The organism is Brevibacterium antiquum CNRZ 918 (assembly GCF_900169145.1).
In the GTDB taxonomy this organism is placed as follows: Bacteria; Actinomycetota; Actinomycetes; order Actinomycetales; family Brevibacteriaceae; genus Brevibacterium; species Brevibacterium koreense.
In genome coordinates, this window is sequence record NZ_FXZD01000002.1 from 342,299 (window position 1) to 362,127 (window position 19,829).

General features: G+C 63.8%; 19 protein-coding genes. 12 read left to right on the forward strand and 7 right to left on the reverse strand.

What is annotated here, in order from left to right; translation table 11 throughout:
* Window positions 1-57: 57 nt before the first annotated feature.
* Genes BANT918_RS04225 through BANT918_RS04235 form a run of 3 tightly spaced genes read left to right on the forward strand, consistent with a single transcriptional unit; the run spans window position 58 to window position 1,153 of the window.
* On the forward strand, window positions 58-426 hold the full coding sequence (locus BANT918_RS04225) for a hypothetical protein (protein ID WP_101619081.1): 369 nt from the start codon (window positions 58-60) through the stop codon (window positions 424-426).
* Window positions 427-443: 17 nt separating this feature from the next.
* On the forward strand, window positions 444-857 hold the full coding sequence (locus BANT918_RS04230) for a VOC family protein (protein WP_101619238.1): 414 nt from the start codon (window positions 444-446) through the stop codon (window positions 855-857).
* Window positions 857-1,153: a biopolymer transporter Tol gene (locus BANT918_RS04235; protein WP_101619082.1), complete on the forward strand. Its 297-nt coding sequence runs from the start codon at window positions 857-859 to the stop codon at window positions 1,151-1,153. The genes BANT918_RS04230 and BANT918_RS04235 overlap by 1 nt, the downstream gene beginning before the upstream one ends.
* Before the next feature lie 109 nt (window positions 1,154-1,262).
* Here the strand turns inward: BANT918_RS04235 and BANT918_RS04240 are convergent, their stop codons facing one another.
* The 3 genes from BANT918_RS04240 to BANT918_RS04250 form a co-directional block, all read right to left on the reverse strand.
* Complete coding sequence (locus BANT918_RS04240; RefSeq protein ID WP_101619083.1) at window positions 1,263-1,661, reverse strand: hypothetical protein; 399 nt, start codon at window positions 1,659-1,661, stop codon at window positions 1,263-1,265.
* 58 nt (window positions 1,662-1,719) lie between these two features.
* On the reverse strand, window positions 1,720-2,454 hold the full coding sequence (locus tag BANT918_RS17665) for a class F sortase (protein WP_167389375.1): 735 nt from the start codon (window positions 2,452-2,454) through the stop codon (window positions 1,720-1,722).
* A gap of 67 nt (window positions 2,455-2,521) precedes the next feature.
* Window positions 2,522-3,349: a hypothetical protein gene (locus tag BANT918_RS04250; protein WP_233430343.1), complete on the reverse strand. Its 828-nt coding sequence runs from the start codon at window positions 3,347-3,349 to the stop codon at window positions 2,522-2,524.
* A gap of 176 nt (window positions 3,350-3,525) precedes the next feature.
* Between BANT918_RS04250 and BANT918_RS04255 the strand changes: the two genes are divergently transcribed.
* Complete coding sequence (locus tag BANT918_RS04255) at window positions 3,526-4,164, forward strand: homing endonuclease associated repeat-containing protein (protein WP_233430344.1); 639 nt, start codon at window positions 3,526-3,528, stop codon at window positions 4,162-4,164.
* A gap of 86 nt (window positions 4,165-4,250) precedes the next feature.
* Here the strand turns inward: BANT918_RS04255 and BANT918_RS04260 are convergent, their stop codons facing one another.
* Together BANT918_RS04260 and BANT918_RS04265 are read right to left on the reverse strand one after the other, a co-directional pair.
* Window positions 4,251-5,420: a pyridoxal phosphate-dependent aminotransferase gene (locus tag BANT918_RS04260; RefSeq protein WP_101619086.1), complete on the reverse strand. Its 1,170-nt coding sequence runs from the start codon at window positions 5,418-5,420 to the stop codon at window positions 4,251-4,253.
* A gap of 83 nt (window positions 5,421-5,503) precedes the next feature.
* The gene (locus BANT918_RS04265) at window positions 5,504-6,958 is read right to left on the reverse strand and encodes an NAD(P)/FAD-dependent oxidoreductase (RefSeq protein WP_101619087.1); all 1,455 of its coding nucleotides are present in this window, start codon (window positions 6,956-6,958) and stop codon (window positions 5,504-5,506) included.
* A gap of 199 nt (window positions 6,959-7,157) precedes the next feature.
* Between BANT918_RS04265 and BANT918_RS04270 the strand changes: the two genes are divergently transcribed.
* The 3 genes from BANT918_RS04270 to BANT918_RS04280 all read left to right on the forward strand — a co-directional run bounded on the left by BANT918_RS04270 (window position 7,158) and on the right by BANT918_RS04280 (window position 9,887).
* Window positions 7,158-7,613, forward strand: a complete 456-nt coding sequence (locus BANT918_RS04270) for a cupin domain-containing protein (RefSeq protein ID WP_101619088.1) — start codon at window positions 7,158-7,160, stop codon at window positions 7,611-7,613.
* Between the two features lie 91 nt (window positions 7,614-7,704).
* The gene (locus BANT918_RS04275) at window positions 7,705-8,496 is read left to right on the forward strand and encodes an SDR family oxidoreductase (protein WP_101619089.1); all 792 of its coding nucleotides are present in this window, start codon (window positions 7,705-7,707) and stop codon (window positions 8,494-8,496) included.
* A gap of 200 nt (window positions 8,497-8,696) precedes the next feature.
* Window positions 8,697-9,887: a pyridoxal phosphate-dependent aminotransferase gene (locus BANT918_RS04280; RefSeq protein WP_101619090.1), complete on the forward strand. Its 1,191-nt coding sequence runs from the start codon at window positions 8,697-8,699 to the stop codon at window positions 9,885-9,887.
* A gap of 61 nt (window positions 9,888-9,948) precedes the next feature.
* Here the strand turns inward: BANT918_RS04280 and lgt are convergent, their stop codons facing one another.
* A complete protein-coding gene (gene lgt, locus BANT918_RS04285) occupies window positions 9,949-10,866 on the reverse strand; it encodes a prolipoprotein diacylglyceryl transferase (protein WP_324761552.1) in 918 nt (305 codons plus the stop codon).
* Window positions 10,867-11,129: 263 nt separating this feature from the next.
* On the opposite strand from lgt, the gene BANT918_RS04290 reads away from it, so the two are divergent.
* The 5 genes from BANT918_RS04290 to BANT918_RS04310 all read left to right on the forward strand — a co-directional run bounded on the left by BANT918_RS04290 (window position 11,130) and on the right by BANT918_RS04310 (window position 17,982).
* Window positions 11,130-12,050 (forward strand): LysR family transcriptional regulator, encoded by a 921-nt coding sequence (locus BANT918_RS04290; RefSeq protein ID WP_167389376.1) that lies wholly within the window; start codon window positions 11,130-11,132, stop codon window positions 12,048-12,050.
* Between the two features lie 121 nt (window positions 12,051-12,171).
* Window positions 12,172-13,485: an MFS transporter gene (locus BANT918_RS04295; RefSeq protein ID WP_233430345.1), complete on the forward strand. Its 1,314-nt coding sequence runs from the start codon at window positions 12,172-12,174 to the stop codon at window positions 13,483-13,485.
* Window positions 13,486-13,658: 173 nt separating this feature from the next.
* Window positions 13,659-15,050 carry a M20 family metallo-hydrolase gene (locus BANT918_RS04300; protein ID WP_101619092.1) on the forward strand — a complete coding sequence of 464 codons (1,392 nt, stop codon included), beginning with the start codon at window positions 13,659-13,661 and terminating at the stop codon, window positions 15,048-15,050.
* Window positions 15,047-16,621, forward strand: coding sequence for an amidase (locus BANT918_RS04305; protein ID WP_101619093.1), 1,575 nt, complete (start codon window positions 15,047-15,049; stop codon window positions 16,619-16,621). The genes BANT918_RS04300 and BANT918_RS04305 overlap by 4 nt, the downstream gene beginning before the upstream one ends.
* A complete protein-coding gene (locus BANT918_RS04310) occupies window positions 16,597-17,982 on the forward strand; it encodes an amidase (RefSeq protein WP_101619094.1) in 1,386 nt (461 codons plus the stop codon). The genes BANT918_RS04305 and BANT918_RS04310 overlap by 25 nt, the downstream gene beginning before the upstream one ends.
* A gap of 376 nt (window positions 17,983-18,358) precedes the next feature.
* On the opposite strand, the gene BANT918_RS04315 is transcribed toward BANT918_RS04310, so the two are convergent.
* Complete coding sequence (locus BANT918_RS04315; RefSeq protein ID WP_101619095.1) at window positions 18,359-19,783, reverse strand: purine-cytosine permease family protein; 1,425 nt, start codon at window positions 19,781-19,783, stop codon at window positions 18,359-18,361.
* Window positions 19,784-19,829: the final 46 nt, after the last annotated feature.

The window sequence follows — 19,829 nt, forward strand, 5'->3', positions numbered from 1 at the left end:
CATCCTCTCACCACCGGCGAACCGACCGTGTCAGGGCTGCGCGCTATCCTCGAGGGTATGGATGAGAACAACGACGTTCACACAGAGTTCTTCGGCACCTATACCCGAGCCTTGATCGACCGTGACGCCGCAGCGATCGCCGACCACTATGCAGTCCCGGCACAGATCGAGTTCCCCGGGCAGCGGATAGCGGTCACCGATACGAGTCAGACAAAGGTCTTCTTCGCCGGAGCGTTTGGCCAGTACGAGGGGGTGACGGACATTGATGCCGCCGTCGAGGTGGTTGCCTCGACCGGGCACAGCATTTGGGCTGATGTCACCTGGCGATATCACGGAGGTGCTCCGGATGAACGGAACATGTACCAACTCGTCCGCACCAAAGGCGGCTGGAAGGTCGCCGTCCTCACGCCCATGACGCTCGGGTGAAGGGGTTAGGGGCAATGATGGCTGACTATCCAAAGCTGCTGCAGACTGTCATCGATACGACCGCGCCGCGGGCGCTCGCCGAGTTCTATCGGAAACTACTCGGCTACGTCTACCGCCCCGGTGACGAACCAGAATACAACGGGGAGGCCGATGATTCCGACTGGTTGGTGCTCACCGACTCGAGCGGCATCCGGAAGCTGGCGTTTCAACAGGTTGAGCACCTCGAACCCACTACCTGGCCCAGTGCCACGGTCCCCATGCAGATGCATCTCGATCTCATCGTGACGGCTAGAGCCGAGCTCGAATGCCAACGCGAACGAGCCGAGGAGCTTGGTGCTCAGGTGCTGGTTGACCACACCGAGGACCCCGACGAACCGCTCTACGTATTCACAGACCCTGCCGGGCACCCGTTCTGCATCTTCGTCGCGTGATGGGGGCGCCTTACACCGACGATGACAAGTGGTTGCTCATCAAGGGCCGTCGTTGGCGCAGAACCGATCCAGAGCTGAGTCCGGACGTGGTCGAAGAACTCAAACACCACCTCGGCGCAGCTCGAAACGGTCTGCGCGCCGCGAAGAAGTCAGGCTCGGACGACGACCTCAAGAATGCCCGGGGACGCGTGAACAGCGCCAAGCACGGACTGGGGGAGCGCGGTGACTACTGGTGGGAGATGACGGTCGTTGAGAGGCGCGAGCGCGCCGAGTCAGCGCTTGATGACCTGCGATGACTTCGCAGCCCTCACTCCACTCGGCGGAGGTGAGGGGTGCCGGCTTCGTCATTGCGGAAAACCTCCGCGGCGGCACGATGAGCGATTCCCTCGATGGTCCGCTTCGCTGTCAGTTCGAGCTCTCGCCATCCGCTGCGAGCCGGCCTCGCAGCAGTGAGAAGAAGGTCTCAGGATCTCCTCGGCAGCCTGCCAGGTCCGTCTCGTCGAGCAAGATCCTCGCCCGCCGGTCCTCGAGCAGTACGACGACGGGTGAGCGACCGGCGGCTGTGCGAGCGGTGTCGGCGTCCATCTCATTGAGGTGGACAACGGTCAGGGGGACGCTGAGTTCGTTGAGGCCACGGGTCCATGCCGGTCTGGCCTTCAGCGACCTACCGTGAGAGATGTCGCAGAGGCTGCAGGATCTGGTGCCACGGATCTTGCCGAGGATATAGCCCAGCTCTCCGAAGAGACCGCCGTCGGCAGCATAGACGCCGACGAGTCGCCGGCTCCCAGCGCGTTGTGTTGGCATGGTGTCCTTGCCTTCAATGTCGTGGGCACTGGTGACACAGTGCCCGAGATGGCGGCTCTCAGTTGTCGTCGACGAGGTGGCCGGTGACGACGATGTTGTCTTCATAGTGACCGGTCTGCTCGTTGAACTCACCGCCGCAGGTGATGAGTCGGATCTCCGGTTCCTTCGTATTGCCATAGACCTTGTAGTCGGGGAAGGAGTCTTTGCCGTAGTCGGTGACATCATCGATGCTGAATGTGGCCTTCGAACCGTCGTCGCGAGTCACGGTGAGAGTGTCTTTGGGTTTCAGGGCGCCGAGGTCGAAGAACACCGCTGGGCCTTCTTTTGCGGAGTCCACGTGCCCGACGATGAGTGAGGGGCCGACTTCACCGGGTGTGGGCGAACGTTTGTACCAGCCTGCGGGCGCGTCCTTGCCCAACGGGGGGACTTCGAGCACGTCTTCGTCTGTCAGGCCGAGCTCCATGATGCTGGTGTCGACATCGATGGCTGGAATCGTCAGTTTCGTCGGGGTGGAGGCATCCATCGCGTTGTCGGGCTTTGCCTCTGGCGTGGGGTCGGCTTCAGTGTTTGTGGGTGCCTCAGGTGCTGCGGGGGTCGGTGATTCTGTGCCGTCGGCGCCACCACTGGTTTGCGCTGCGACAGAGTCGCTGCTGGAGGCTGCATCCGGCTGTGGTGGTGATTGTCCGCGCACGAGGCCGACGGTGATGAGTAGTGCCGCGACGACGAGCAGGGCAAGGCCCGTCACGGCCCATACGTTGATGCCGCGGCGAGTCCTTGCCTGCTTGTCAGTCATGACTGGTGTCATCCTTTCTATTGCCGATCAGTTAGATCGGCTGGGTCTCAGTGAGCTCGGCTGGGTCTCAGTGAGCGCTGTTCGCCTTCTTCTTCCGCGAGATCGCGAACGCGGCTCCGGCTGCGACGAGTGCTCCGCCGCCGGCGGCCAGCATCACTGTGTCATCGGTGCCGGCTGTGCTGCCGCCGCCGGTGTCAGGTCCGCCCTTTGGTGGCTGTCCCATCTGGCTGTCCGCGAGCGTTCCGCACAGAGCCGGGGCGGTGGCGGCCTGTGGCAGGCTGTCATCGAGGGGGCTCTTGGCGTCCTGAACGTCCTTGGGCAGGTCCTCGGGGTTGAGACCGTGGACGACGACGGATGCTCCGCCATTCTTGATGGCATCAGCGGTCTTGTCATCGAGGTCGATGGTGCGCTCGTAGGTGGCTGAGCCACCCTTGATGCCGGCGTGCTCGACATCGACAGCGGCAGCGGCGCTGGTGTCACCGGAGTCCGTCAGAGTCGTGGCGACCTCGCCGTAGGCGGCACCACCTTCGGGGGTGTTGACGATTCCATCGCCGTCCTCGTCAGCCGAGGCGGTGGGGCATGTGCCATTGCCGCCTGCTTTGACGTGGATGTGCTGGACGTGGGGGTACTTCCCGTCCTGGAATGTCTCGGCCAGTCCTTCGACGTGTTCCGTGACCATCGCTTTGTTGCCCTTGAGGGTGATCATGATGTCGCCGGAGGCTCCGCTGTCATTAACCTCGTTGAGATCGGCCTGGTACGTCCAGTTTTCTCCGGAGTCGGTGTTGCCGGCTGTTGCCGCGGCTGCCGGGCCTGCTGCAAGACCGAAGGCGGTCAAGGCGAGGACTGGAGTGAGCATGAGCTTCTTCGCTGTGCGCATGGTGTCTTCCCTTCGCATTTATCTTTGTGTAGACAGTCCCGTTTGGGGCCGTACACAGAGGATTCGTAAGGATTGCCGCAGTGGATGGGTCATTCGCAAAAGTTTTTTTACTGCACCCGAAGACTGGCTGCTTCGCCGCCTCGTTATCGCCTGGAGACACAGAGCTGCAAAGCATCCCACGTAAGATGAAGCCGATGACTGACTCCGGTACCGAGAAATCCCACACCGCATCGCCCGCACTCATCGGGGCGCTGCTCCATCTTGCCGCCAGAGACGCTGAGCTCACACCCGGTGGTTCGGCCGCACCCGTGCTTGGTCCTTCCGATCAGGAGATCCTCGCCGAGGTTGAGGTCGCCCTCCGCAAGCAGACGCAGGACGAGCGAGGTGTGAAGAAGACTCTCGCCGAGGTGGCCGCATCCCTATCGAGCCTGCGGACCACCTCCGCAGACGTGTCTTTGACTGCCGCGAAGTATGAGAAGCAGCGCATGGCATTGCTCACTGAGCTGGGCATCGCCTCAATCAAGGGTGCCAGCGTGTGGCCGCCGACCAGCCAGACCGCTGTGCAGCGCTTCGGCTCTTGGAACGAGGCGCTTAAGGCCGCGGGATTGGCCACGAGTTCGGTTGGCCGTGCACGCGGCCAGCTCCGATTCGATGCCGCGGCGTATGACAAGGCGATCGCCGCATTCATCGCAGACTGCGAATCCCACGGGGTTGGCGCCACGTACAAGGCCTACGGCGAATACGCTTCCGAGCACAAGGGCGAGGTGCCCTCTGCAGCGGCCGTCCGGAAATTCTACGGAAGCTGGAACGCGGCGCTGGCCGCGCTCGGCTGATACCGGCATCTCATGGCTATCTGAACCTGCAAAAGCGCGGCTGCGTACGAGAGCGTATGCGGGTGCAGACGTGACGAGGCCGGACGCTACCGCGACTTGGCAAATGCCTCCAGGCGGTCGCAGGCGGTCTCGATGGTCTCGGTGCCGGCAGCGAAGGTCAGTCGCAGGTAGCCTTCTCCTGCGGGCCCGAACGCCGAGCCGGGAATTGTGGCGAGGTTCTGGTTCTCGAGCAGCGCGATCGCGAGCTCCCAGGAGCTTAAGCCCCACTCCTTGACGTTGACGAAGGCATAGAAGGTCGCTTCGGGGCGGATGACGCTGAGTCCGTCGATGGCGTTGACGCGATCGATGAGGATCTCGCGCCGCTGCGCATACGACTTCACCATCATCTCGACGTCGGTCTGGGGCCCCTCGATCGCGGCGACCGCGGCCTCCTGGACGAATCCCGGCAGGCTCGAGGTCAGGCCCTCCTGGAGCAGAGACATCGGTGCGATGAGGTCCTCGGACCCGATGACGAAACCACAGCGCCAGCCCGTCATCGCGTAGGTCTTCGAGAAGCTGCCGATGGCGAGGAACCGGTCGAAGTCCGGGCGCACCTCGGCGATGGAGGTGAACACGGCATCGTCGAAGACCATCTCGTCATAGACCTCGTCGGAGATGACGGTGAAGCCGTGCTCATCGGCGAGGTCGGCGATCTGCTCGAGCTCGGCCCGATCCATGACAGAGCCCAGAGGATTCGAGGGGCTGTTGATGAGCACGGCTGCTGTGTTGTCACTGATGGCGGCTCGGATGTCATCGGCGCGGAGCTTGAAGTCGTTGTCCTCGCGGACCGGAACCGGGACGGCGACCCCGCCGAGGCGGTGGATCTGGCCCCGATAGTTCGGGAAACTCGGATCGGGGATGATCACTTCTTCGCCAGCTGCGACGGTGACCTCGAGGGCGAAGGTCAGGGCCTCCATGGCGCCGAAGGTGACCATGACGTTCTCCGGGGCGATTCCGCGATCCCAGCGGCCTGAGTGTTTGCGGGCGATTGCGCTGCGCAGTTCGGGCATGCCGGCATTGGCGACATAGCGGGTGTTGTTGTTCTCGATGGCTCGGATGCCTGCGGTCTTGATGTGTTCCGGTGTGTTGAAGTCTGGTTCGCCGACGGTCAGCTTCACCGCATCAGGGAAGTCGAGCACAAGATTGAATATCTTGCGGATGTCTGAGGCCGGATAGTTCTCAGCCACGGGGGAGATGCGGCGGTACTGGCGGGTCATCGTTTTCCTCTCGTATGTCTGTAAATTTCTTCATCGCGCCGGTGGCGGGTGGTGCGCAGCGCGTGTGGTGCGGTGGCGGGTGCCTATTCGTGGAGACCGGCCAAACGAGATCCGAATTGGGCGAGCAGGCTCGTCCTCTTCGCCCCGGTGATACGTTCCCAGTCGTCGGCGATGTTGAAGATCCGGTACATCGAGCGGATGCCCAGCCAGCGGATCGGCTCAGGCTCCCACTGACCGGAGAAGTGGTCATTCCAGGGCAGTGCTGTCAGCGGTGTCGAGGCACCCGAGGCGCGATCGAGCAGAGTCTTCGCCGCCAGGTGTGTGGCAGTGACCCCGTGCCCGGCATAGCCGCGCGCGACACCGATGTGCTGCTCGGCATCGAAGAAGACGCCAGCGCACCAGTCCCGGGTGACCCCGAGCGCGCCCCGCCACGCATGGGCGACCTCGAACTCGAGGTCGGGGAAGAGCGAGGACAGTCGCGTACGCAGCAGTTCGACCACCTCGGCCGGTACCTGGCCGTCGCCGGGCAGACGCGAGCCGAACTCGTAGGGTGCACCGCGTCCGCCCAGCGCGATCCGATCGTCGGCGGTGCGTTGGGCGTAGATGAAGGTGTGCGCCGTGTCGCCCAGGCACTCTCGACCGTCCCAGCCGATGTTCTCCCACGCTTCAGCCGGTAGCGGATCGGTCGCGATCATCGAGGAGAACACCGGGATGACCTGGCGTCCCTCCAGCCCGGGCAGGTCGCCGGTGACCGTGTCCGAATAGCCTTCGAGGCAGACGAAGATCGTGTCCCCGTTGACCGGACCACGGTTCGTCGCCACGACGCCCTTGCTGATGTGGCCCGCCGAGGTGTCTTCGCAGATTCTCACACCCTGAGCCCGGAGCACCTTGGCGAGCCCCTCCACCAGGAGTGCCGGGTCGATGCGGGCGGTGCCGGGAAAGAACAGACTGCCCTGAGCGTTGTCGACGTTGATGCGGGCCCGAGTCTCCTCGGCGTCGAGGAACTGCATGTCCTCCGGGCCGTACCCGAACGTCTCATTGCCCGCGAAGAGCTCGCGCAGCCTCGACATTCCGGCCTCGGACTGCGCGATGTCGATGTGACCACCGCGGACCTGATGGGCGTCGATCTCCCCACGGTCGAGGATCTCGAGGACCTCGTCGATCGAGTCGAAGAGCGCCGATTGGAACGAGCTCACCGATGCCACGCCGTCGAGCCCGGCTGACCCGACGGGGCCGGTGGGATCATCGGTGCGGGCGCGATCGACCGCCTCGACGTACTTGGTCCTGTTGCCCGGCAACAGTGTCGAGAGCCAGCCGCCGTTGCGGCCCGAGGCCCCGTAACCGATGTGCTTGGCTTCAATGATTGTGATCTGCCAGTCGGGGTGGGAGCGTCGCGCACAATAGGCCGACCACAGCCCGGTCATACCGCCGCCGACGATGACGAGATCCTGCTTCTCGGTGGGCAGCGGAGAAGGGGTTGTGGATTCAGCGGGCGACTGGGCCAGCCAGTGTGAGGCCTCACCGTTGAGGTAGGACATTGGACATCTCCTGATCGTGGGTACGCCCCGCTCGTCGGTGGATACGGATGATGAGCGCGTACGAAATCAGTTCTATCTCACGGCCGAGGTGAAGTAAATGGTTGCGGTGGGGCGTATTGCAATGTGAAATCCGCGAGGTGGGGTTCTGATTCCAGTTTCACTGCCGCGCGATGGTATCGGCGCTGGCTACACTGATCCTATGAGCGCAACGGAGCCGATTGACACCCACGAATTCCCTCTCGACCACGAGCCCGTCGAGAACTGGCAGCGACTGGAACCGGCCGCCTCGGCGCAGGAGGATTCGCCGACGGATCGGACACTTAGCGAGACCACCACTGCCTTCGCAGAACTCGGCACCATCGCCGGTGCGGAGTACGGGTTGTGGGAGATGAGCGCCGGAACCATGCGCGATGTCGAAGGTGATGAGGTATTTCTCGTCATCAGCGGCACCGGCCGCATCGAGTTCGACGAGCCGAGCCGAACAGACATCGAACTCGCACCCGGGTCGCTGGTGCGACTCGAGGAGGGGATGAAGACGCGGTGGTACACCGATGACGCCCCGCTGCGGAAGCTCTTCATCGCCCCGGGGGAGGACGGGCGTGTAGCACCGTCGCCGGCCTCCGATGGTCAGCGTGCGCTCCGACAGGACTCCTAGACTGAGAGTGGGCGGGAAGGCCGCCCGAGCTCGCACGCAACAGTGCACAATCGGGCGCTCGCCCCCGAGCGGGCACCCTCGGGGAGGAATCATGGCACGCACAATCGTCGTCACCGGAGCAGCATCGGGAATCGGCGCTGCCACCGCAGAAGTCCTGGAGCAGCAGGGAGACACCGTCATTCGAGTCGACCTCAGAGAAGGCGACGTGACCGGTGACCTCGGAGACCCCGCATCGATCGCACAGGTCGCACAGACGATCGCCGAGATCAGCGGCGGACGAATCGACGGTCTGGTGGCCAACGCCGGCGTTTCGATGCCGAATCCACTCTCACCGAAGATCAACTATCTGGGCACGGTCGCCCTCATCGAAGCCCTGCTCCCACAGCTGACGGCATCCGACGCGCCGCGGATCAGCGTGACCACCTCGGCGGCCACACTGCAGGGCAACGATGAGAGGCTCGTCGATCTCCTCCTCGCCGGAGACGCCGAGGCGGCACTGGCCAGGGGTGCCGAGCTAGCCGAAGCGGGTCCCGAAGCCGGCTATGCGAACTACTCGAGTTCGAAACGGGCCATCTCCCGGTGGATCCGCCGCGTGGCCCCGACCGATGAGTTCGCAGGTGCCGGAATCGGCATCAACGGAGTCGGTCCGGGACAGGTGCGCACAGCGATGACGAAGGAGCTCTTCGACTCGGAGGAGGGACGGAAGCAGGCCGCCTCGGCGATGCCCACTCCATTCAACGGTCCCGCGGATGCCGAGGACATCGGTGCCGTGCACGCCTTCCTCGTCTCTGCTGCGAACTCGCGAATGACCGGGCAGATAATCTTCGTCGACGGAGGCTTCGACGCCCTCCGCCGCGGTGATGACATCTGGACGGCAGTGTGAATTCCATCGTCTGAGGTCTATCGGCTGGGTTGGATCGGGCTCTGCGGCCTGGGCACATCGCTCTGGTGGCGGGCCGAGGTTTCCGCACACTGCTGACATTATGACTCGGCGTGCTCTATCGTGAGGGAAACGATGCGGGTCGTCGGGCCGTCAGATACCGTCGGCCCCGTGCCCCATCCGTCCCGATGAAGGAGCCGACGATGAAGACTGCTCGACGCTTGGAAAAACTGGGCACGGAGACCGCGTTCCGGGTCGCTCAGGCCGCCGCCGATTGGAAGGGCCAGGGCAACCAGGTTTATCCCTTCCACCTCGGCGATCTGAATTTCCCCATGGCCGGTCATATCGTTGAGGCGATGGACAAGGCGATCAGGGATGGCAAGACCGGGTATTGCCCGGGCCCCGGAATTCCTGAACTGCGCGCGACCCTGGCCGAAGACATCGGAACCCGGAGGGGCCTGACGATCGACCCCAGCGAGGTCATCGTCACGACCGGCGGTAAGCCCGTGATCACGAAATTCCTCCAAGCCGTCATGGATCCAGGCGATGGAGTGCTCTACCCCAACCCAGGGTTCCCCATCTACGAATCCCAGATCGAATACCTCGGCGGAACTGCGTTGCCGTACCGGTACGTCCCCACAGATGACGGCTTCGCCATCGACCTCGACCACATGCGAGCCTGCATCGACGACACAACTGTGGCCATCATCTACAACGACCTGCAGAACCCGATCTCGGCCGAATCCACCGATGCCGAACGCGAGGCGATCGCGGCGATCGCGGAAGAGTACGATCTCTGGGTACTCTCCGATGAAGCCTATTTCGAGATGCGCTACAAGGGCCGTTCGAAGTCCATCGCCGCACTTGACGGCATGCGCGAGCGCACGGTCATCCTCTACACCTTCTCGAAGAAGTTCGCGATGACCGGGTCGAGGCTGGGCTGTGCCGTGGCACCACCAGAGATCGCCGAGGCGATTTCGACCATGAACACCAACGACGAATCCTGCACCACCCACTACGTCCAATGGGCAGGCATCGCCGCCCTGCAGGGACCTCAGGACTCCGTCGGACGGATGCTCGAGGTGCTGCGCAAGCGCCGCGACGCCACGTGCTCGATCATCAACTCGATCCCCGGCATGAGCGTGGCGACTCCGGGATCAACCTTCTACGTCTTCCCCGACGTCACCGAGGCGATGGAGTCCAAAGGCATCGCCTCACTGTCTGACTTCTCCACCGAGGCACTCCACACCACCGGAGTCTCCTTCTGCACCCGTGAGCACTTCGGGCGTCGACAGGGCGGTGAGGACCGGCACTACATTCGTCTGGCCTATTCCGGCATCGGTGAGGACGACATCACCGAAGGTCTGGGCAGGCTGCGCGACTGGATCGGGTAGGTCTGAGCAGGTAGTCAGCGGACAGGCACACCCGTCTCGCTCGGCAGCCGTGCAGACCCGGTCAGTCGGTGCGCACGGCTTCCCGGCCGGGGATGAATGGTGACTCCTCCGGTTCCGGGTGTCGCATTTTCTGGACGATGATGATGGCAAGCCCCAGCGCCACAGCCCCGATCGCCGCCCACACATTGGTGCGCAGACCGAGGACCACGAAGCTGGGGTCGAGGCGGATGGACTCCCACACGATACGGCCCGCGCCGTACCAGATGAGGTACATGCCGAAGAGGCGTCCCCACTGGAAGAACAGGTGCCGTCCCAGCCACAGCAGGGCCAAACAGCCCAAGCTGTTCCACACCACTTCGTAGAGGAACGTGGGATGGAAGAGAGTGTCGGCCGGCAGGCCCGCTGGGAAATTCGCGTTGCTCGGGTCGATCTCCAAGCCCCAGGGCAGCGTCGTCGGCAAGCCGAAGAGCTCCTGGTTGAACCAATTGCCGAACCGTCCGCAGGCCTGGGCGAGGATCAGTCCGGGGGCGAGGGCATCGAGGAGTGCTGAGAGCTTGATGTTGAGCCTGCGGCACATGATCAGGGCACCAAGGGTGCCGCCGATCAGCGACCCGAAGATGGCGATCCCGCCCTCCCAGATCGCCCACACCGAGCCGGGTTCGAAGATGTTCCAGGGATTGCGTCCCGGACCGAAGTAATCGGTGTAATGCGTGATGACGTGATAGATCCGTGCGCCGATGATGGCCATCGGGACTGCCAGGGTGGCGATGTCGAGCACCTGCCACTCAGGCACTCCGCGCTTGGTCAGATGGCGATTGGTGAGGATGATGGCGAGGACGATTCCGGTGAGGATGCACAGCGCATAGAAATGGATCGTCAGGGGGCCCAGTTGGAAGCTGGAGACGCTTGGGCTGGGAATCGACGCCAGAACATCGACAGAACTCGTGGGCAGGATCTCGACCGCAGGATTGGCTAGCACGGGCCCAGTCTATTTGCTTGGTGCCCCGATGAGACATTTCGGCGCCGGTGCACCCGCTGGGAGGTGCAGGTGCTGTGCAGCTGAGCGGAGCCGTTGACGCCTATGCAACGGTGACTCGGTTTGCAGACGGCAGCGGCTCGGTTTGCAGGCGGCCGTGACTCGGTTTGCAGACGAGGGGCCCGTCTGCAGACAGGTCCCTCGTCTGCAAAGCGAGTAACCGCGACGAAACAATACTGGGCGCCTGCGGTGAGATGATGATTCCTATGGCACTCGACTTCACTCTCGTCCAACTGGCGTACTTCCAGGAGGTTGCCCGCCGCGAGAGCATGACCGAAGCGTCCAAACGCCTCAACGTCACGCAGTCGGCGATCTCGACGGCGATGGCCCAGCTCGAGCGGACTCTGGGCATCGATCTGTTCATCCGTCAGAAGAACCGCTCTGTTGTGCTCTCACCTGCAGGCAGGCGCTTCCTTGCAGAGGTCAGTCCGTTCCTCGAATCCTCCGATGCGTTGGGCGAGATCGCGCACGGCTTGGCTCATTCGCTGACCGGGAATCTGACGGTCGGCGTCTTCTCCCCGATTGCACCGACTCGACTCCCACTCATCCACGACGAGTTCGAAAAGCAGTATCCGGGCGTCCGGGTCAACTATCTCGAAGCGGACCTGCAGGAACTGCAGCGCGCCGTGACCGTCGGCGAATGCGACATCGCCCTGACCTATACGCTGGGGCTGCCGGACCGGTTCGACTCGTTTCTCATCGACGTCGTCGAACCGCACGCTCTCGTCTCACTCGACCATCGCCTCGGCGGGGGAGGAGGCAAGCCGCAGCCGATCCACCTGCGCGAGCTCGCCGAGGAGAACTACATTCAGCTCGACCTGCCCTTCTCCCGGCAGTACTACGACGAGCTCTTCCGCATCGCCGGCATTGTGCCGAAGCTGCGGCACCGTTTCTCCGGCTATGAGACTGTTCGGTCGTTCGTGGCGATGGGGCACGGGTACTCGCTGCTGAGCCAGAGCGTGTCTTCGGGAACGTACATCGGGTTGAGGACGGTCGACGTGCCGCTGCTCGACGACTTCCCGACCGTCGACCTGTCAATGGTCTGGCCCAAGGAGCTGCGACTGAGCCGGCGTGCGCGGGCGTTCTGCGAACTGACTCGCGAGATCCTCCGCTCTGACGACGTGTGAGGATGCGGACCAGCCGCCTCATAGATTTGATGAATGCTGGATCTAAACAGTATCTGTTGGACTGATGTGACGTAGGCCGCAACAATGGTGTCCACACTGGACGACACAGCGAAGGAGCTTCATGTCCGCGACGCAGGTACAACGGCCCGACAAGGGCATGAGCAAGACCACGAGCATGCAGAAGAAGGTGCTCGTCGGCGGGAGCATCGGCCAATTCGTCGAGTTCTACGACTTCACGCTCTACGGGCTCTCGGCGGTCATCCTCGCCGACTGTTTCTTCCCCGCTGGGGACAAGGTCACCGGACTGCTCGTCATCTTTGCGACCTTCGGCGTCGCCTTCGTCATGCGGCCCCTGGGCGGGCTCTTCTTCGGGGCCCTCGGCGACAAGGTCGGCCGACGCAAGACGCTGACGATCACGATCTTCCTCGTCGGCTGCTGCACCGCGCTCATCGGCATCCTTCCCGGCTTCGATCAGATCGGCTGGTTCGCTCCCATCCTGCTCATCCTCGCCCGCCTGGGTCAGGGATTCTCCGCTGGCGGCGAATCGGTCGGCGGCCCCTCCTTCGTCTACGAGCACGCTCCGGTCGGCAAGCGCGGGCTGTGGATCAACATCACCCTCGCTGCGACCGCACTGCCCTCGGTCTTCGCCGGCGGTCTCATCCTGCTGCTCTCGACCGTGATGAGCGATGCCTCGTTCGACTCCTGGGGCTGGCGGATCCCATTCCTTCTCGCCTTGCCTCTCTCAGCTGTGGGACTCTGGATCCGGTCGCGGACCGATGAGTCCGAACTGTTCAAGAAGACCGCCGCGGAACGCCCTAAGGAATTCAGCCCGATCCGGGAGTCCTTCCGGGAGAACTGGGTGGGGATGCTGCAGGTCTTCTTCGTCCTCGGCCTCACCGCGCTCGGCTTCTACATGCTCTCGGCCTACTTCGTCACCTACATCCAGACCACCGGTGACCTCACGCGTGAACAGTCGCTGCTGACCAACGCCATCGCGATGGCCAGCTACACGATCTTCCTGCCGATCGCCGGAGCCATGGGCGACAGGGTCGGCCGCAAACCGATGCTCATCGCTGGCGCCATCCTCCTGGCGGTCACGTCGATCCCGGCATTCGGGCTGGTCACCAGCGGCAACATGGGTCTGGCCTTCATCGGGCAGACGATCTTCGTCATCTCCCTGTGCTGCTACGGCGGTGGTTGCTACACCTTCTTCTGCGAGCGCTTCTCCACGAAGACCCGCTTCACCTCGGCTGCGATCAGCTACAACATCTCTTACGCGATCCTCGGCGGGACCGCACCGTTCGTCGGCACCTGGCTCGTCGACGTCACCGGTGTGAACACAGCTCCTGGGTTCTACATGACCGCGGCCGCCGTCGTCGTCCTGGTGCTCATCTTCGTCACCCGCCTGCCCGAGACCCGTGGGCGTCTGGGATGAGGCTCGTCTTGCGGACATCGCTACCTCGGTCTGCGGACGAGAAGCCTGTCTGCAAACAGGCTTCTCGTCCGCAAAGCGAGTAGTCGACGCCTCACCAGCCTCAGCCCACCAGCCTCAGCTCACCAGCCCCAGCCCGCGCAGCCTCAGCCCGTAGCCACAGAAAGAGACGCACCATGACCGCACCGACCGCCGCCCCCTCGAACGCGGCCCCCTCGAGCGACCACACCTTCCTCTCCGACTTCCACCACGTCGCCACCATCGGTGCGACGAACAATGACGGCGTCGACCGGCAGACACTGACGTCTGAGGACAAGCAGACCCGTGATTGGATGCGCAGCTGGGCCGAAGGCAATGGCTTCGAGGTCCGCGTCGACGCCATCGGGAACATGTTCGCCTGCCTCGAATTCGTTCCCGACGCCCCCTACGTCCTCATCGGCTCACACCTGGACTCCCAGCCGCTGGGCGGTCGCTTCGACGGCGCCTACGGTGTCATCGCCGCGCTGTTCGCGGCCTTGCGGGTCAAGGAGAACGTCGCCGAATCCGGGCAGACTCCCCGGTTCAACCTCGCAGTGGTCAACTGGTTCAACGAGGAAGGTGGCCGCTTCGCACCCTCGATCATGGGCAGTTCCGTCTACGCGGGCCTGTTCGATCTCGAGGAGATGCTCGCCGTGTGCGACCTGGAGGGAACCTCCGTCGCCGAGGCGCTCGCAGCCATCGGATACAACGGCGCAGACACCCCGCCTGAGGCGATCTCCTACGCGGAGATCCACATCGAACAGGGCCGCATCCTCGAACGCGAGTCCACCCATTTAGGCGTCGTCGAATCCAGCTGGTACACGCAGAAGCTCGACATCGATGTCCTCGGTGAACAGTCCCACACCGGAGCCACGGCGATGGCCGACCGCCACGACGCCCTGGTTGCCGGATCCAAGGTCGTCCTCGCCGTCCACGACATCACAGCCGAATTCGACGACGAAGCGCTCGTGTCCTCCGTCGGTCACCACGTCGTCGAACCGAACTCGCCGATCGTCGTTCCTCGCCGCGTGCACATGGTCGCCGACCTGCGCTCCTCCGACCCAGCTGTCGTGATTGCGGCCCGCGACCTCCTGCGGAAGCAGATCGCCGACATCGCCCGCGCCCACGACATCACGATCAACGTCGAGGACTTCGATATACGCGAGAAGCGCTACTTTCCAGAGGCCGGGGTCGAACTGGCTGAGAAGACCGTGGCCAACGAGGGGCTGTCCATCCGCCGCCTCGAAACCATGGCCGGCCACGACTCTGTGGCGATGAACCATCGAGTCCCGGCCGTCATGATGTTCGTGCCCAGCGTCGACGGCGTCTCCCATTGCGAGCGCGAATTCACCACCGACGAGGACATGGTCCGCGGCTTGGGCGTCCTCACCTCGGTGGCGACCGAACTCGTGGGCGGTGAGCTCGGTGACGAGCGCGACGGTGAAGTGTGGGTCGGCAGATCCGTCGCCGAGGCGCGAGGAGCCTCGACCTCGCAGTCCTCCACGTCGTCGTTCGCGTCATCGTCCGCGTCATCTCAGGTGAACGCATGAGTTCCACATCCAATTCCGCGGGCACTGGCACCTTGGCTGGGTCAGCGTCGAATGAAACCTGGGCCTTGACCGCCACCGAGGCGCTCGCGAAGTTCCGGTCGCAGGAACTTTCCCCGGTCGAGTACCTCAGCGCACTCATCGGCCGCATCACCACCGAGGACGAACGCATCAACGCGGTCACGGAAGTCGTCGAGGAGGCGGTCACCTCGGCGAGGGAAGCGGAGCGCTTCTACGCAAACGCCACGACCGGTGACCTCGCCGAGGCGCTCGCCTCACGGCCGCTGCTCGGACTGCCCGTGATCGCCAAAGAGAAGCACGCGATCGCCGGCCGCACACTCACCCAGGGCCTCGTCCACGAACGCGACACCGTGGCCGCGGCCGATGCCGCAATCATCGGCCGCATCAGAGGCGCCGGAGGATACATCCACGCGCGGGCGACGTCCCCGGAGTTCAGCTGCGCGACGGTCACACACTCGCCGATGTGGGGTGTGACCCGCAACCCGTGGAACACCGAGCTCTCCCCGGGAGGATCCTCGGGTGGCTCGGGCGCGGCCCTGGCCTCGGGCTTCGCACCTTTGGCGACGGCCTCGGACATCGCCGGATCGACGCGACTGCCCGCGGCATTCACCGGCACCGTGGGGTACAAGGCGCCCTATGGTCGGATCCCTGGTGTTCAGCCCTTGGCCGCCGACTGGTACCGCGGGGACGGGCCGATGGCACGCACAGTCGCGGACACTGCGCTGCTGGCCCGAGTCATGGTCGGCACCGACGCCAGCGACCACGCGACGATCGACTCCACCGGATTCCTTGACGGCTTCGACGCCTCCTTGGCTGAAGCGGTCGATGGTGTGAAGGGGAAGCGCATCGCCTTGTGTCTGCGGCTGGGGGACTTCCCTGTCGGGGAGGACATCATCGGCAACACCCGGGCGGTCGCCTCGGCGCTCGAAGCCGCCGGTGCGATCGTCGAGGAGATCGAACTGCCGTGGACGACTGAGCGGATCTTCGAGACGGCCTTCACCCATTTCGGGAACATTCTGGCACCGGCGATGCGGGCCGCGACCCGCGGCCACGAGGACACGCTGGCCGACTACACACTCCAACTGATGACAGACGCCGAGGCGGTCGCCGCCCGGCATACCCAGTACGAGGGACTGAGGATGGAGGCGCAGATCCAGGCGGAGCTCGCGAGGGCAATGGACGGGTTCGATGTGCTCTTGGCACCCACCTCGGCGGTGGCGGGGCTCGAAGCCGACGGCAACTATCTGGGTGGGATCACGATCGATGACAACGGGGTGGGGCGCGATGGCCTTGGCTCCGGCGCTGGACCGGGTTCGGCCGGCGGGACGGATACTGGGGGAGTGCACCTCGAGCACTACTGGCAGGGGCACATGACGATGCCGTTCAACATCTGCAATCGGGTGCCGATCGTCAACGTACCCTCCGGCATGGCTGACTGCGGCATCCCGACAGGACTCCAGGTCATCGCGCATCCCTTCGACGACCGCAGCGCCTTCGACGTCGCGGCCGCAGTGGAGCAGCTGGTGCCGTGGACAGGTCTGGCGCCGGGGTGAACTCAGCCGCGAGCCTCGAACAGACACTCGATGCCGTTGCCGGCACCGGGCGAGACCTCAATGCGGTCACCTCGGTGATGGAGCGTCGGGCACGCGCATTGGTGTTGACGTCCGCCGATCGTGCTGCTGCGGGCACACCGGCACGCAGCCTGGAAGGAATCCCCTTCGCGGTCAAGGACGTCATCGACGTGGCGGGAATACCGACGACGATGGGTTCGAAGGTCAGCAGCGGGCCGGATCCGAGCACCACTGCCCCGGTCGTGTACCTGTTGGAGCAGGCCGGAGCCATGCCTGTGGCGAAGACGAACTGTCAGGAGTACTCATACGGCATCCTCGGCGATGAGAGCGCCTTCGGTAGGGTCGTCAATCCGATCGACATGGCGTTGTGCACCGGGGGCTCGAGCTCCGGGTCAGCAGCGCTGGTCGCTGCCGGGGTGGTGCCGCTGGCCCTGGGCACGGACACCGCGGGCTCGGTGCGCGTGCCCGCAGTGTGTCAGGGCATCATCGGGTTCAAACCCTCGTTCGGCACAGTGCCTATCGAGGGGGTGTTCCCGCTGTCGCCGTCCTTTGACACGGTCGGGCTGCTGGCTCGGGACCTCTCGTTGCTGGCCTCAGCGTTTGCCGCGATCACGACCAACGGTCGAGGCTCCGCAGCTACCGGTCGAGGCTCCGCTGAAGAGGGACCTGGGCCAGAGGAAGTGCAGCCAACGGCAAAGGCCCGGTCAGGTTCGAATACGACGACGGTCGATCTCAGCCTCCTGGACTCAGCCGGTGATTCTGCGAACGGGGCGCGCAGGTGGACCAAGCAGCATCTCTCGGACTGTGCGGTCGCCTCGGCGAGATCTCGCGAACTGACGGAGATCTTCCACCGGTGCACCGAGATCTACGACGTCGTGCGCCGGTACGAGGCCTTTGTGCTGCACAGCCAGCTAGCGGATACTCAGGGCGAGCTCTATCAGCCCGGAGTGTGGGCCAAGATCATGTCGGGGCGGGCCATCACAGACGCCGAATACCACGAGCAGGTGGTGGCGTTGGAAGAACTCCGCGCCTCGGCGGCATCGATCTTCGACGATGTCGACTTCCTCATCACTCCGGCAATCGACTCAGACGTGATCCGCTGGGATGAGATCGGCCCGGATTCTGCCGCACGATTCATGCGTTACTCGATGCCGTTCAACGTATTGGGGTGGCCGGCGGTGACGCTGCCGGTCGGAGCTGTGGCCAACCTGGCCGAGGCGCGAGAGACCCCCGAAACAGAAAATGCATCGACCCGAGCGGCGAAGCCCGAGTCGGTGCAGATCGTCGGCCCTCCGCACAGTGATGAGAGGCTGCTGGAGTTCGTGTCCGGTCTCTGTCCCTGACGGCAGACGTTGCGGCCGACTCGACTACGTGGACTCCGAAGTCTTTGGTGTTGCTGCGATGGTCATCGACTATCTGGTCATCGCGCGTGTGGACGCTGCGCGACAGTCTTCCGTCAGTGGGATAGAACCGTCCTCACCCGCCGAGGCTGACCGACGTCTGCCGATGATGTCAGCGTCCGTGGAGCACACATCTCGTCGCCGTTGCGCTCCATGCACAGTTGAAGTCAGGGTGGGCAGGTTTAAACCTGCCCACCCTGACTTCAACTGTACATCGATGGAACTGAGTTCATTTCGCAGTGCTTCGCAGCGGTGCGGATCCGGGTGCGCATCGGGTTTCCGCTTTACGCACGCAGCGCCCCGCCTGCGCGCTTGAGCCTCAGCGCCGCTGTGCGTCGAGCGCCTCGACGTCGGGGTAGATAGTCTCGCTCGGGGCAACACTGCGGTTGCGGACGAGGAAGTAGTAGAGGAGGAAGGTGACGGCGATGCCGACGATCCACGAGACGTCGGCCCCGCCCAGCTTCTCGACCATCGGCCCGGTGTAGAAGGACTGAGCAAGGAATGGAATCTGAACCACGACGCCGATGCCGTAGGAGGCGAGGGCGCGCCAGTTCCACCTGCCGTACCGACCATCGAGCTTGTAGAAGGCAGGAATGTCGAAACGGTCCTTGGAGATCAGGTAGTAGTCGGTGAGGTTGATGATGCTCCACGGTGTGAACACCATGAGCAGGGCGAGGACGAAGTTCTTGAAGTTCGCGAGGAAGTCTGAGGACGCCACCAGCGCGACGAGCACCGTCAACGTCACGATGCCGATGACGAAGACCGCCCGCGTCCAACGGCGAATATTCGTCTTCTCACCGAAGGTTGTGAGAATGGTCAGCGTGCACATGAAGGCACCGTAGGCATTGAGCGTGTTGACGGTGAGCTTGCCCAACAGGATGACGATGAAGATGAGGAAGGCGAAGATGCCTCCGCCGACGATCTCGCCGACGAAGCCGACCTGGTTCTCGACGAAGGAGTTTCCGGTCTCCGTCATCGCGGCGGCACCGATGAGCGCACCCAGGGTCATCGACCACTGCGAACCGACGACGGAGCCGCCGAATGTGAACCAGAAGGTCTTCGACGACGGAGTCGACCTGGGCAGGTAGCGCGAGTAGTCAGCGACGTAGGGGCCGTAGGTCAGCTGCCAGCCCACTGACAGGGCGATCGCGGACAGGAATGCGGGGAAGGCGAAGGACGAGCCGGAGATGAGTCCGGGAACATCGATCTTCGTGAAGACGCAGTAGGTGATGAACAGGAAGCCCAGCAGACCGGTCACCGAGGAGATGCGGCCGAGCACGTGAATGTATTTGTACCCCAGCAGTGCGACTGCCGCTGTCAGTGCACCGAAGATGACGATCCCCACTGCTGGAGTATCGACACCGATGATGAGGTTGACGGCCTGACCGGACAGCACAGCACCGGTCGAGGCGAAGCCGATGTACATGAGCACGACGAGCACCAGCGGAATGATCGCTCCGATGATGCCGAACTGCGCTCGGGAGGAGATCATCTGCGGCAGGCCCAACTGTGGGCCCTGGGCCGAGTGCAGTGCCATGACGATGCCGCCGATGATGTTGCCGATGATGGCCCATAGAGCATCGGCGCCGAAGACGACGGCGAGAGCCCCATCGACGATCGCAGTGATCTGGGTGTTGGCGCCGAACCACAGCGTGAACTGGGAACGAGGGGTGCCGTGTCGTTCGTTGTCGGGCACCATCTCGATGGATCGTTTTTCGATCCCCGAACTGGACGATCTCGCCATGGGTTTCTCCTTTGAAAGTTGAATCAGTGACAGTGTGGCGCCATCG

Excerpts from the sequence above, each read along its gene's own strand:
- BANT918_RS04225 (WP_101619081.1), top strand. The coding sequence starts at position 58 with ATGGATGAGAACAACGACGTTCACACAGAGTTCTTCGGCACCTATACC.
- BANT918_RS04230 (WP_101619238.1), top strand. The coding sequence starts at position 444 with ATGGCTGACTATCCAAAGCTGCTGCAGACTGTCATCGATACGACCGCG.
- BANT918_RS04235 (WP_101619082.1), top strand. The coding sequence starts at position 857 with ATGGGGGCGCCTTACACCGACGATGACAAGTGGTTGCTCATCAAGGGC.
- BANT918_RS04240 (WP_101619083.1), bottom strand. The coding sequence starts at position 1,661 with ATGCCAACACAACGCGCTGGGAGCCGGCGACTCGTCGGCGTCTATGCT.
- BANT918_RS17665 (WP_167389375.1), bottom strand. The coding sequence starts at position 2,454 with ATGACTGACAAGCAGGCAAGGACTCGCCGCGGCATCAACGTATGGGCC.
- BANT918_RS04250 (WP_233430343.1), bottom strand. The coding sequence starts at position 3,349 with ATGCGAAGGGAAGACACCATGCGCACAGCGAAGAAGCTCATGCTCACT.
- BANT918_RS04255 (WP_233430344.1), top strand. The coding sequence starts at position 3,526 with ATGACTGACTCCGGTACCGAGAAATCCCACACCGCATCGCCCGCACTC.
- BANT918_RS04260 (WP_101619086.1), bottom strand. The coding sequence starts at position 5,420 with ATGACCCGCCAGTACCGCCGCATCTCCCCCGTGGCTGAGAACTATCCG.
- BANT918_RS04265 (WP_101619087.1), bottom strand. The coding sequence starts at position 6,958 with ATGTCCTACCTCAACGGTGAGGCCTCACACTGGCTGGCCCAGTCGCCC.
- BANT918_RS04270 (WP_101619088.1), top strand. The coding sequence starts at position 7,158 with ATGAGCGCAACGGAGCCGATTGACACCCACGAATTCCCTCTCGACCAC.
- BANT918_RS04275 (WP_101619089.1), top strand. The coding sequence starts at position 7,705 with ATGGCACGCACAATCGTCGTCACCGGAGCAGCATCGGGAATCGGCGCT.
- BANT918_RS04280 (WP_101619090.1), top strand. The coding sequence starts at position 8,697 with ATGAAGACTGCTCGACGCTTGGAAAAACTGGGCACGGAGACCGCGTTC.
- BANT918_RS04290 (WP_167389376.1), top strand. The coding sequence starts at position 11,130 with ATGGCACTCGACTTCACTCTCGTCCAACTGGCGTACTTCCAGGAGGTT.
- BANT918_RS04295 (WP_233430345.1), top strand. The coding sequence starts at position 12,172 with ATGTCCGCGACGCAGGTACAACGGCCCGACAAGGGCATGAGCAAGACC.
- BANT918_RS04300 (WP_101619092.1), top strand. The coding sequence starts at position 13,659 with ATGACCGCACCGACCGCCGCCCCCTCGAACGCGGCCCCCTCGAGCGAC.
- BANT918_RS04305 (WP_101619093.1), top strand. The coding sequence starts at position 15,047 with ATGAGTTCCACATCCAATTCCGCGGGCACTGGCACCTTGGCTGGGTCA.
- BANT918_RS04315 (WP_101619095.1), bottom strand. The coding sequence starts at position 19,783 with ATGGCGAGATCGTCCAGTTCGGGGATCGAAAAACGATCCATCGAGATG.